Genomic DNA, 12,852 nt, shown 5'->3' on the forward strand with positions numbered 1-12,852 from the left:
AAAATGAATGAAGAATTTGGGATAGCTATAGATATTGGAACAAGCGGTATTCGAGCACAAAGTTATGATTTAAATACCAATAAAACAATATCTACAGCAATAACCTTAAGACATCCCTTGCCGGGAGCCAATGTTGTCGATCATCTTCATTTCGCACTGGAAATTGGGGTTGATGAAGCACACACATTATTGATGAGAGCTATAAACAAAGTTATCTCCAATTTGGATATTGAAAATATTAGAAAGATTGCCGTATGCGGAAATCCCATACAGTTATCTCTATTCAACAATATTGAAATTAGGGATTTGGCTTTTTGGGGTGAAAATGCTTTAAAGGAACAGAACATAACTCCACCATCCAGAAAATCAAAGGTTATCAAATCATCCGAAATCGGATTGGATGCTGGTGATGATGTTGATGTTTACATCCCCCCTGCGATAAAGCATGAAATCGGTGCTGATGCATTGGCAATGCTTTACAAATCTGATGCCTTAAACAAAAATGAAGATTCATTGATTATTGACTTTGGAACCAATGCCGAAATGGCGCTTATTGTTGAAGGTGAAGTTTACACCGCTTCTGCAGCTGCAGGCCCTGCAATTGAAGGACAGACAATAGAAAAAGGCAGACTGGCTTCCCCAAATACAATTTGTGATATCGAAAAGGAAAATGAATACTGGAGAATGAAAATTCTTGACGATGAGTTATTTACCTGTGATGGTGACCTGATTAATCCAAAAACGGGAGAAGTAATTGAAAAAGGCGTTTTTGAAGCAAAAGGAATTACCGGAACCGGTGTTATAGCTGCATTCAGCTTAGCCATAGATGACGGATTAATGAATAATGATAAAATTTATCTGCAAGATGATGTTTATCTAACAAAAGATGACATTTCAAATATTGGAAAGGCACTTGGGGCTTTTAGAGCTGGAGAGTTAACCTTAGCTGAAAGTTCTGATATTTACCTGGACGAAATTGACTCTGTTTATATGGCTGGTGCATCCGGTTTTTATGTGGATGCTAAAAAATCATTGAAAATCGGACAGATTCCCCCATCTTCAGCAGAAATATATCAAATTGGAAATACTTCCCTTGCAATGGCAAAGGATATTGTTTTAAACCCAAAATTACTTGATGAATTGCAGGAAATAGCTGATAATATTGAAAGCAACCATATTATGCTTGCAACATCAGAAATATTCGAGAAAATATATTCACTTGAATTAGCAATGTATGAACAAGGAATGCCGTTTTCAACATATAAACAATGGCTTTTAAAATATGGCTTTCAGGATCTTCCACCAATTGAAGAAAACCCGGAAATTCATAAACTGTTCGAAAGAGACATTGCAGACAGTGGCGAAAATCCAATAAAAACTGTTGATATTTCAAATACAATGACAACACAATTTGATAATTGTATTTACTGTATGGAATGTGTAAATAACTGCCCTGAAAATGCATTATCCTTAGATGGAGAAAAATTTAACCTGAGAAGTGATTTATGCTCAGGACTCGGCTGTTTAAGATGCGTTAGAAACTGCATGCAAAATGCATTCAAATACAATCAATTTTATGAAAAAAGTGATGACTTATGAATTATAAAGAAAACCTTAAAAAAGCACTTACTGGTGAAAAAGTAGATGCAAAACCAATAGTTAGTGTGACACAACTCGGAACTATTGATGCAATGAACCAAAATAACATTTCATGGCCAGAGGCCCATAAAGATGCTAATCAAATGGCTACATTAGCCAGTTCATTATATGAACTTGCAGGACTTGAATGTGCAAGGCTGCCATTTTGTCTGACTGTAGAGGCTGAAGCACTGGGCTGTGATGTGAATTTGGGAAACAATGAAAGAGTGCCTGAAGTTGAAATTACACCATTTGAATATGCGGATGATATTGAAGCACCTAATGATTTTCTTAAAAGAGGAAGGATACCTGTAGTTTTAGAAGCAATTGATATTTTAAAAGAAAAATATGATGAATTGCCTATAATTGTCGGTATTACAGGACCATTCACATTAACAGGACACTTGCTGGGAATTGAAAACCTTGTAAGATACATGAAAACGGATGTTGAAGAAGTTGAAATAGCTGTTGAAAACTGTGTTGATGTGAGCATGGATTATATAGAAGCTATTCAGGACCATGGAGCGGATGTCATATGTGTCAATGAACCTACTGCATCTCCAGAGTTGATTGCGCCAAATGACTTTAAATCATTGGTCAAACCAAACCTAGAAGATCTGGCAGATTATATTGAAATTTTAAAGGTTCTGCATATCTGCGGGTCTACACAACCGATAATAAAAGATATGGCCACATGCGGTTTTGATGGAATCAGTGTTGAAGAAGCCGTCGACATTCCTCAAGCCCAACAGGAAATTGCAGATATTGATTGCGTTATTTTAGGAAATATCTCAACATCAAAAACATTGTTAAGCGGCAATGCAGATGATGTTAAAAATGATGTGAAAAAAGCAATTGATGATGGAATAGACATATTAGCGCCAAGTTGCGGAATTGCACCAAACACTCCACTAGACAACATTAAAGCAGCAATTGCAGAGCGAAATGAATATTTCAATCTTTAAAATTGAATGAAACAAAAATTGTAGCAACAGAAGAATCTTGGCCATAGCCATATTCTTCTTTTAAATATTCATCACTTTGTGTTGAAGGTGAAGATGAAATTACTTCAGAAATGTTATCAAAGCCATCTAATTCAGGAAAAGGAACGGGAGGCAATACAAAATATTCATTACCTTTTTCCAAATTATGATTATGCAACACGTCCTTAAAAATTATAAAATCATCACTTAAAAATTTAACATCCTCGTCATCACGATACTTTTCTTTTTCAGAGTCCGTGAAAATGTCATGACCTAAAACTTCACCGTCAAAAATTAAAAGCAGCGTTGGAGATGGTGGTGGCCTGAAAAAACCCTTTTTAAAAATAACAACTGAACAGTCTCTTTTAAAGCATTCCTGAATACCCTGATTGAAAACGGGAATTAATTCCTCCGATCTTTGAGACTCAATATCAATGACATTCAATATATCCCGTTTTGACAGTTCAAAAACACCCAGAACACCATCGAGAGATGATAATAATTTTAAAATACCTTGCATAAAACTCCTACCTAACACAATCAGGACACAATCCCACTTTTGATGCGACAGCCTTTTTAATATCTGAAGAAACTTTATTGATTCCATTATTGGCATTGATTATTTCATGTTCAAAGTTTTCAGCCAATTTTAAATAGTTTTCTCTAACACCAGTCAAAAATTCTTCATTTTCAAATGTATCCTCGCCGGAAGTTCTTGCAACAGATGTTTTAACATCCAAATCCAGTAAAATTAATAAATCAGGCTTTTTAGCATACTTATTTAGAATAGCTATCCACTCAGCAGGTTCCTGATAGGCAAGTGACGAAATAAATGATCTGTCGGATATGATAACCTTTTTTTCATCTTCCAGTTTATCCATTATCAGCATCCTATCCGCTGCAAAAAGCAATCCCAATGTTTTTTGAACTCTGTCTGTTGTTGCATCTGGCCTTTGTAAGATTTTTCTAATTAATTTACCGACTTCTGAATCAGTTGGTTCAACCAAAGTCTCGACTTCAAGACCATTAGCCTCTAACCATTCCTTTAACATTTGAATTTGAGTGGATTTTCCCGCACCGTCAATTCCTTCAAAAACAATATACATAAAAATAATTTTAGTTTAGATAATATTTAAATTATCTGAAAATGGCTTTTTTACAAATAAAATAAATAATACGAAAAACATAATTTAAATTACTATAAAAATATCAGGGTGTAAAAAATAATGCATTTACAAGAATTATTGGCTCCGGCAGGTTCTTATGACGTGCTTGTTATTGCAGTCAATGCAGGTGCTGATGCAGTTTATATTGCAGGACAAAATTATGGTGCTAGAGCTTTTGCTAAAAATTTTACAATGGAAGAAATCGAAAAGGCAGTTACTTATGCTCACTTAAATAACGCCAAAGTCCATGTCACAGTCAATACATTAATCAATAACTTTGAGATTATTAACGTTCTAGATTATCTATTCAAACTATACCAGATTGGCGTTGATGCAGTTATCGTTCAGGATTTTGGAATTATTCAGCTTTTAAAGAAATTAATGCCTGATTTGGAAGTCCATGCATCCACACAAATGGCATTGAGCAATTATTCTGCAATCAGATGGGCTTATGACAACAACATCAAAAGAATTGTTCTTCCAAGAGAAAAATCAATTGAAGAAATCGAAATGATCCACAGCCAGATTGAAAAAGATGATATTGACTTGGAACTGGAAGTTTTCGGTCATGGAGCGCTATGTTATTGCGTTTCCGGAAATTGCTATATGTCCTCATACAATAGCGGAAGAAGCGGAAATAGGGGAGCTTGTGCACAGCCATGCAGACGGGAATACCGTCTGAAATACAGAGGATATAATGTGGGAAACGGATTTCTGTTATCAACACATGACCTTGCAACATACAATAATCTGGATGCTATTTCAAAAGCGGGAGTTACATCCCTCAAACTGGAAGGCAGAATGAAATCTGGAGACTATATAGGAACCATTGTCAACAGCTACAGGAATATAATCGATGGAAATCCCGGTGACTGGCAAAAAGATTTACACCTTGTTTTTAACAGAAGATTCACCAATGGATACATCATGAATGATAAGCCTGGTCAGGTAATGGGAAGAGGCAGTTCCGGTCATGAAGGATTATATATAGGAGATATAACCAATATTGACGGAACCAAAGTAACGATTGAAATAAAAAACAAAGAAATTCCTGTTATTCTTGAAAAAGGAGATGGAATAGCATTTAAGTACAACGGCAAAATCAAAGGAATCTATCTTGAAAACATCATCAAACAGGATGAAAATGAAATCATCATTGATACGACACGTCTTGTAAAGGTAGGAACTGAAGTGTTTATCAGCTATTCTGCAAAAACCCATGAAAGCCTAAAGCAGTTTAAAAACGAAACAGTAAAAAACAATATACCAATTAATGTGACATTCAATTTCCAGAAAGACCTGACAGCAAACATTAAAGTCGAATATTATCTTGATGATGAACTGATTAATTTCAGATACAAAGGAATTGCAAGATTCGAAAAGGCCAAAAACCGTCCAATAACAAAAGAGTCAATTATTAAACAGCTTGAAAAAACAGGCGGAACATCATTTTACATGGAAAAAATCAGATTCAATGACATGCCAGAGGATTTATTCATTCCGATAAGCGGATTGAATAAAATCAGAAGAGAAATTCTTGATAAAGCTGAAGAATTATTATTAAATCATTATACTCCAACCAAAAAGTCAATAAAATCAACTAGAAAAAAATTGGAAGAATTCAAAAACAATTATGAATCTTATGAAAATAAGACCAATAAAAAAGCAAAACTGTCCCTTTTTGCCAATGATTTAAATCAGATTAGAGCGGCAAACGGTTTTAATTTGAAAAGAATATATCTTGATGTGAATTGCCTGTACAATAACCCTGAGGATTACTACGAAAACATTGAAGATATCTTAAAAGAGGCAATACGAATTGCACCTGAAATTGAAATTGTTTGGGTTTTATCATCATTTATAAATGAATTTGAATTAATAAAAGCAAAAAACATTATAAAAGAATTGGAAGCAGAAGGATACTTAATTTCAGTCATGGTTGACTCACCGGGAGCAGAAAAGATATTTGACTGTCCTGTATATGGAAACCATAATCTTAATGTATGGAACTCATTTACTGTGGAAAATCTGTCAAAATATAACGGACTGATATTGTCCTGTGAACTTTCCGGACGTGAAATTAAAGAAATAACCCATAAAAATTACATTAAAAATACCGATTTGGAAATGATTGTCCACGGCAACCTGGAAGTTATTGTGAGTCGTGACGACTTTTCAAACCTAAACGATGGAAGAGATTTCATCATAGGAAATAATGCGGAATATGCAACATTGGAAGATAAGAAAAGGAAAAAATTCAAATATAAAGTATTCTTTGACTATAATCGCCAAAGCCATATCCTGAATAAGGATTGCTTATGTTTGATTGAAGAGATGAATGAAATAAAAACTTTGAATTTGGATAATCTTATTGTTGACTGCAGATATTCAACAGAAGAGTATACCAAAAATATATTGGCAATCTATAATGATAGTTTGGGCGATATTTCACAGGAAAAGCTGAATGAATTTAAATACGAGATAATGGACTTTTCACAGTCATACATTAATAAAGGAAATTATATTGAAGGAAGATTACATGAGGATACCTGAGTTACTTGCCCCTGTCGGATCCATGGAACATTTAAAGATTGCAATTAATGCAGGTGCTAGTTCCGTTTACTTGTCTGGAAAAAACTATGGTGCAAGAAAGTATGCTGAAAACTTCACATTAGATGAAATACGTGAAGCAGTGCACATTGCACACCTGCACAATGTACGAGTTTATGTAACCGTAAATACATTAATTAAACAAATGGAACTGGAAAATGCACTTAATTATTTGAATGAGTTATATGCAATAGGCGTGGATGCTGTTCTGGTTCAGGATTTAGGCCTCATTGAACTGATTAATAAATATCTGCCGAAGCTGAAAATTCATGCCTCAACACAGTTTACCTGCGAAAATCAAAAGAAAATTGATTATCTTGAAAGCAAAAATGTCAAAAGAGTTGTTCTTCCACGTGAAATGAGAAAAGAAGAAATAAAAAACTTAAAAACAAATATGGAACTTGAAATATTTGCTCATGGAGCATTATGCTATTCATATTCAGGACAATGTTTGATGAGCAGTTTCAAAGGTGGAAGAAGCGGGAACAGAGGAACATGCGCCCAACCATGCAGGCAAAAATACAGATTATCAAATAATAAAAAGAAAGATTATTATTTATCTCCAAAAGATTTATGCTTATATGAAGAACTGAAAGAAATCAGCGAGTTGAATATCAGATGCATTAAGATTGAAGGAAGAATGCGTTCCAAAGAATACTTAGCCATCGTCATAAGCAGTTACAGAAAAGCATTGAACAAACTAAAAAGTAACAAAATCACCAATACTGAAAATCTTAATTTAGTATTCAACAGAGGATTTACCAAAGGCCAGTTTATGAATTCCTACAAAAGAAGCATCAGATCAGGGCATTTGGGATTAAGAATCGGTAAGGTCATAGACAGTAAAAATTCACAGATTGCCATTAGAATCGATGACAATATAAATACTATACCGGACAAGGGGGATGGATTGTTAATTGTTAAAAATAACAATGACTATGGAATGGAAATTTCGCAAAATCCGATAATTACAACATTGAATCATTTTAATAAAAATAAATTAAAGTCTATTAAGGATTTAACAAGAAAAGACAAGGTTATGATTATCAAAAAAGTCAGACAGAACAAAAAAATTAACTTCAATCTAACCGGTTCGACAGTTTATCTGACAAAAAGAAATTCATTGAATAAGTTAGTAAAAGAAATTGAAAACAAGACTTCCAGCTATATAAAATCAAAGCTAATATTGACATTTTCTTTAAAGAACAAATATCCTCATCTAAAAGGACGCTTAACTCTTGCAAACCGTAGGGAAGTTACTTATGAAGTGACTGGAACAAGCAAATTTGAAACACCTTTGAAAAGAAATGTTGATGCAAAAAGCATTGAAAAGCAATTATCCAAACTGGATAATTACCCATATCAGATTACCCAAATCAATATGAACTATGACGGCAGCCTGTTTATTCCGATTAAGGAAATTAATAAAATTAGAAGAGAGTTATTTGAAGGATTGGCTGAAGAAGTAAATAAATTATACGAAAATAAAAAAGAAAAAATTGATTACAATCAAAATCAATTGAAAAGAACTGACGAACTTTCACTATCATATTATACAAACAATATTGAGGAATTATCTGAAATTACTGGTGTTAAAAGAGTTTATTTGGAAATTCCGCCAAAAAACAGTATTAATTTCATGGTTAATTTCCTGAAAAAGGCTGTTGAAATAAGTTATCCAAAAGATTATGAATTAATCTGGAAATGGCCAGATATCGCTCATGATGAACTAATTAAATCCCTAAATAAAGTTAGAGGAATTTTAAATAAGATGGGACTAAAAATAGACATCATGTCCAATGACTTTAAAGGAGATTATGGACCATATTCGATGAATATAAGCAATACCGAATCAATTAATGCATTGAAAGATTATAAACTAGCCACTTTATCACCAGAACTTACAAAACCCGATTATGAAGACATTATCAGACACTGCGAAGATAATTCAAAAATTGAAATTCTAGTTCAGGGATGTATTGAACTTATGAAAACAAGATATGGATTTAAAGAAAAAATTGACAATGCAAAGTTAATTGATTCTAAAAACAACATTTATCCAATACATAAAAGTTTATCTGAAGAAGAACTGATTATTTTCAATAGTGAAGACTTATCATTAATTGACGAAATAGACTACCTGAAATCAATAGGCTATGTTAATTTTTCAATAGATGGTCGCTTTAAAGACAATGATTACTTCAAATTAATAGAAGTTTATGATAAAGCATTGAATGGCGAAATTAATAAAAAAGATGTTTTAAAATATTCGCCAAAAACCACAAAAGGAAATTTCTAAAAAATATTACTGTTCAAATGCTCTAGGCAAATTCTAATTATATATTAAGTTAATAATAACATTAAGGGTTTGGTTAAAATGGAAGGAGAATTACAAACATTGCAAGAAATAAAAGGAATCGGAGATAAAATCTCTGAAAAAATAATTAGAAGTGTTGGGGGAGAAGAAGAACTCCAGAAAATAATTGATGAAGTTGATGTAGAAAGAATAATTGAGATAGACGGAATAAGTCAGAGAAAAGCAATTACCATCATGCATCAGTTATTGAATAATGACAATTACGAATTTATGAAAAGCGACAGGGCAATTGAAATTTATGAAGACATCATAAACAAGATATTGGCATACTCCAATACATCATATTCAAAAAACAGAATTCTTCTCTTAACACCATCCAAAGATTTGAATAAAATCAAAAAACAGGTAAAATTCATAATGGATGCTAAAAATGCAGTATCCCAAATGCCAATTATCAAATTAAGAGGATTAATGAAAAACTTGAAAGAGCTTGAAGAGCCAAAAGCAGAATATGATGCAAGTAAAGTCATCTTAGTTGAAAGCGAAGAGGACAATTCATATCTATGTGATTTAGGCCTTAACCAATACTACCCCATTTTAACCGCAAGCGATTCTCCATTACTCAAAGAGGAATTGATGAATTATGATTTAATATTTTACGTTTATTCCCAGGCAATTCTCGATTTTGAAGGAATGCCAAATTTAGTTATGATCAATATTGATGAAAATGACTATGAAATCGTTCCCGAAAAAATAATCAACTTCTTTATCCAAAACCAGGAGACATTTCAAAGAGTTCATGAAATTCAAAAAATCAGAAACAAGGAAAGTGTTTTGGGAGATATAATTCCAATAATTGATGAGTTGAACATCGTTGAGAAAAAAGAAGTTGATTTGGACGAACTTGTTAATTCATTGAAATATGAGATGGATGAAGAATTAGAAAAATCCATAAAAAATATTGACCTTGAAGGAGATGAAATTCTCAACTTATTAAACAACAACTTCCCACCAAAAATAAGCAAAATATTTGATGATATTATAAGTAAACGTAAGGAAATCATCAAGGAAAAAACTGGGCTGGATTTTGATCCATACCTCAGAAAATATCCTATTGAAATTGACGAACAGGAAGTTGAAAGAGTAAAACTTGAAAGATCATCCAAAAAAGAGAATGATATCTTCGATATTAAGAAAAGCGCGGCAATACAACTCAATTCAATTAAGCAAAGAGCTATAGAGGAAGTTGAAGATGTAATTAAGTTCGATTATGAATTCTCACTCGGAAGCTTTGCATATGAATATGAATTAGTGGAACCCGAATTCACCAATGACATTAAACTGAAAGGAGCGCTTCACTTAGATTTATCCCTTAAAAAGGATGAAGACCACATTCAAAAAATTGATTATGAACTGAATGAACAGGAAAATATTGCGCTTCTAACCGGAGCAAACAGTGGTGGTAAAACTACACTGCTTGAAACATTAACCCAAATTTCAATCATGGCACAAATGGGTCTTCCTGTAAGTGCTGATGAGTGCGAAATCAAATTGTTTGATGAAATCTATCACTTCTCCAAAAAGAGATCACTTGATGCAGGAGCATTTGAATCATTCCTAAATGTATTCATACCAATTGTTACAACAAACAGTGAAAAATTAGTATTGTTGGATGAACTTGAAGGAATAACAGAGCTTGAAGCGGCCGTTAAAATCATTTCCACATTTATTGACATGATAAAGGAATCAAATTCCTACGGAATAATAGTAACCCACATGGCAAGAGAACTGATGAATTATACGGAGGTCCGGGTCGATGGAATAGAAGCTAAAGGATTGGATGAAGATTACAATTTAATCGTTGACAGAACTCCAAAAATGAATTTCCTTGCTAAAAGTACTCCTGAGTTGATTTTGAAAAGAATATATGAAAAATCTGATGATGATTTAAAGATAGTGTATGCAAGAATTTTAGAAAAATTCTAAATACTACATTACACAAAATTTTTTATTGATGAAAATAACTTCCAACACAAAAAATCCAGATATTCAGAGAATAAATCAGATTTACCAGGTGCTTAAAAAGAATGATTTTGGATATTTGATTGAAGAAAACACTTTTTTTAAGACATTTCCTTTTCTTAGAAATAGAAAAAGAGAAAAAGAAGAGAATTTTCCTGATGAAACAATACCAATAAGAATTAGAAAAGTGCTTGAAGATTTGGGGCCGGCATACATAAAATTAGGCCAAATGTTATCTACAAGACCAGATTTAGTGGGTTTGGAAATATCTGAAGAACTTCAAAAATTAAGGGATAACACCCCCGTTGTCGATTTTGAAAAAATTAAAGAGTTAATTGAAGAGGAATTAGGTCAGAACATAGAGGACATTTATACTGACCTAAACGAAACTCCAATCGGTTCAGCATCTATTGGTCAGGTTTATACTGCTGTTTTAAAAGAAAATGGAGAAAAAGTAGCCATTAAAGTACAAAAACCAAATAGTGAGGAAATTGTTAAAACAGACATTAAAATCATGAAATTTTTAGCCGTGAGAATTGATAAATTCATCAGCAAAACAAAAGTTTACAATTTGCCCGCAATCGTTTCTGAATTTGAAAGATCCATATTAAAAGAAATAAATTACCTGGAAGAAGTAAGAAATATGGAAGTTATCCAATCTAATTTTAAGAATGTCCCTTATGTACATATTCCTAAAGTTTATGATGATTACTGTTCGGGAAAAATAATTACAATGGAATTGGTTAAAGGAGAAGAACTGAGCAAAGTAATTGAAGATGACTCTAAAAAATACAACAAGAAATTAATAGCAAAAAGAGGAACAAATTCATTTTTCAAACAGATTATGCTTGACGGATTTTTCCATGCTGACCCCCATCCCGGAAACATATTCGTAATGGAAGGCAATAAAATCTGTTACATTGATATGGGAATGATGGGAATACTGAGCGATGATTTTAAAGAAAATCTAGCAGAATTAATTATTCTTTTAATTAACGGAAATGCTGACAATATCATTAATCAATTAATTTATATGGACATAATTACGCCATCACAGAATACTCCAGAGCTTAAAGAGGACATTAATGATTTAATGAAAAAATACTATGGAACAAAGCTTAAAAACATCAATGGAAGTATTGAAGATTTGCTGAACACCATGATTAAACATAATGTATCATTACCTAGGGAGTTTGTAATGCTTGCAAGAGGATTGGCTCTGGTTGAGGAAAGCGGTAAAAAACTGGATCCTGACTTTGATACAGCTAAAGAGTTGAAAAGATTATCCAAAAAAATATTGGCTCAAAAAGTATCGCCAAACAGATTAATAAAAATCGGTTCAAATTATCTTCTGGAAATGGGACATTTAGCCAAAGGACTGCCGACAACAGTGAACAATACATTATCCAAATTGGAAGCGGGCGATATTACATTAAAATTAAAGATTGAAGGAATCAGTGAAATATCCAAACAGTTAACAACAGCAATAATTATAGCGGCGCTGATTGTGGGTTCGTCACTTGCACTATTTGCAGACAAAGGACCGACAATAATTGATATTCCAGTTTTGGGATTAATCGGCTTTTTAATAAGCTTTGCATTGGGAGTCTATCTTGTAGCCCAATACATAATGTTTAACATGGACTGAAAATATTTCAGGAAAAATTAAAAAAAAGATGGTGAATATGTTCTACTCACCATTAACAGCTTTTACTTCTTTGTATGTTAGATATAGTGAATAAATCCAAATAATGAATACAATAATTCCTAAAATTGGACTTACCAAATAGAATAACACTTCAAAGATTATAGCAAGAACTGCTAAAATAATCCCTCTTTTCACATCTCCGGCATAAATTAATCCTAATCCTGACCATATGATTGAAAGAACAATTGCAATTATCATATTTTTCTTAGCCATTTTTCATCCTCCTTTTAACTTTTTTGATAAGATATTAACATTTCTACTTTTAAAAATATATAAATTATACAGTTTATGAATATACATGACCGCTGAATAGATCAGCGCAACCACTGCCTGCACCAGCAGCATCGAAATGACCGGCATCCCTCCGGGCACAAAGAGATGCTGCAGCCAGTTCAGTGCCATGGTCAG

At 32.9% G+C, this 12,852-nt stretch carries 9 protein-coding genes; 6 read left to right on the forward strand and 3 right to left on the reverse strand.

The window, feature by feature from the left end; all coding sequences use genetic code 11:
* Nucleotides 1-3 precede the first annotated feature (3 nt).
* Nucleotides 4-1,599: a methylamine methyltransferase corrinoid protein reductive activase gene (locus IJQ68_RS03660; RefSeq protein WP_292797086.1), complete on the forward strand. Its 1,596-nt coding sequence runs from the start codon at nt 4-6 to the stop codon at nt 1,597-1,599.
* Nucleotides 1,596-2,603, forward strand: a complete 1,008-nt coding sequence (gene mtaA, locus IJQ68_RS03665; RefSeq protein WP_292797089.1) for a methylcobamide:CoM methyltransferase MtaA — start codon at nt 1,596-1,598, stop codon at nt 2,601-2,603. The genes IJQ68_RS03660 and mtaA overlap by 4 nt, the downstream gene beginning before the upstream one ends.
* Here the strand turns inward: mtaA and IJQ68_RS03670 are convergent.
* Together IJQ68_RS03670 and tmk are read right to left on the reverse strand one after the other, a co-directional pair.
* Entirely contained in the window at nt 2,593-3,141 is a 549-nt protein-coding gene (locus tag IJQ68_RS03670) for a hypothetical protein (RefSeq protein WP_292797091.1), read from the reverse strand. The two genes, mtaA and IJQ68_RS03670, sit on opposite strands and share 11 nt — an antisense overlap.
* A gap of 7 nt (nt 3,142-3,148) precedes the next feature.
* Nucleotides 3,149-3,727: a dTMP kinase gene (gene tmk, locus IJQ68_RS03675; protein ID WP_292797094.1), complete on the reverse strand. Its 579-nt coding sequence runs from the start codon at nt 3,725-3,727 to the stop codon at nt 3,149-3,151.
* 120 nt (nt 3,728-3,847) lie between these two features.
* Between tmk and IJQ68_RS03680 the strand changes: the two genes are divergently transcribed.
* The 4 genes from IJQ68_RS03680 to IJQ68_RS03695 all read left to right on the forward strand — a co-directional run bounded on the left by IJQ68_RS03680 (nt 3,848) and on the right by IJQ68_RS03695 (nt 12,384).
* On the forward strand, nt 3,848-6,340 hold the full coding sequence (locus IJQ68_RS03680; protein WP_292797096.1) for a U32 family peptidase: 2,493 nt from the start codon (nt 3,848-3,850) through the stop codon (nt 6,338-6,340).
* A complete protein-coding gene (locus IJQ68_RS03685) occupies nt 6,327-8,696 on the forward strand; it encodes a U32 family peptidase (RefSeq protein WP_292797098.1) in 2,370 nt (789 codons plus the stop codon). The genes IJQ68_RS03680 and IJQ68_RS03685 overlap by 14 nt, the downstream gene beginning before the upstream one ends.
* A 78-nt stretch (nt 8,697-8,774) precedes the next feature.
* Complete coding sequence (locus tag IJQ68_RS03690; protein WP_292797100.1) at nt 8,775-10,700, forward strand: endonuclease MutS2; 1,926 nt, start codon at nt 8,775-8,777, stop codon at nt 10,698-10,700.
* 28 nt (nt 10,701-10,728) lie between these two features.
* On the forward strand, nt 10,729-12,384 hold the full coding sequence (locus IJQ68_RS03695; RefSeq protein ID WP_292797102.1) for an AarF/ABC1/UbiB kinase family protein: 1,656 nt from the start codon (nt 10,729-10,731) through the stop codon (nt 12,382-12,384).
* A 42-nt stretch (nt 12,385-12,426) separates the two neighbouring features.
* On the opposite strand, the gene IJQ68_RS03700 is transcribed toward IJQ68_RS03695, so the two are convergent.
* Nucleotides 12,427-12,657 (reverse strand): hypothetical protein, encoded by a 231-nt coding sequence (locus tag IJQ68_RS03700; protein WP_292797105.1) that lies wholly within the window; start codon nt 12,655-12,657, stop codon nt 12,427-12,429.
* Nucleotides 12,658-12,852 lie beyond the last annotated feature (195 nt).

The sequence above is a fragment of the Methanobrevibacter sp. genome (genome assembly GCF_017447225.1).
Lineage (GTDB): Archaea > Methanobacteriota > Methanobacteria > Methanobacteriales > Methanobacteriaceae > Methanocatella.

Excerpts from the sequence above, each read along its gene's own strand:
- IJQ68_RS03660 (WP_292797086.1), top strand. The coding sequence starts at position 4 with ATGAATGAAGAATTTGGGATAGCTATAGATATTGGAACAAGCGGTATT.
- mtaA (WP_292797089.1), top strand. The coding sequence starts at position 1,596 with ATGAATTATAAAGAAAACCTTAAAAAAGCACTTACTGGTGAAAAAGTA.
- IJQ68_RS03670 (WP_292797091.1), bottom strand. The coding sequence starts at position 3,141 with ATGCAAGGTATTTTAAAATTATTATCATCTCTCGATGGTGTTCTGGGT.
- tmk (WP_292797094.1), bottom strand. The coding sequence starts at position 3,727 with ATGTATATTGTTTTTGAAGGAATTGACGGTGCGGGAAAATCCACTCAA.
- IJQ68_RS03680 (WP_292797096.1), top strand. The coding sequence starts at position 3,848 with ATGCATTTACAAGAATTATTGGCTCCGGCAGGTTCTTATGACGTGCTT.
- IJQ68_RS03685 (WP_292797098.1), top strand. The coding sequence starts at position 6,327 with ATGAGGATACCTGAGTTACTTGCCCCTGTCGGATCCATGGAACATTTA.
- IJQ68_RS03690 (WP_292797100.1), top strand. The coding sequence starts at position 8,775 with ATGGAAGGAGAATTACAAACATTGCAAGAAATAAAAGGAATCGGAGAT.
- IJQ68_RS03695 (WP_292797102.1), top strand. The coding sequence starts at position 10,729 with ATGAAAATAACTTCCAACACAAAAAATCCAGATATTCAGAGAATAAAT.
- IJQ68_RS03700 (WP_292797105.1), bottom strand. The coding sequence starts at position 12,657 with ATGGCTAAGAAAAATATGATAATTGCAATTGTTCTTTCAATCATATGG.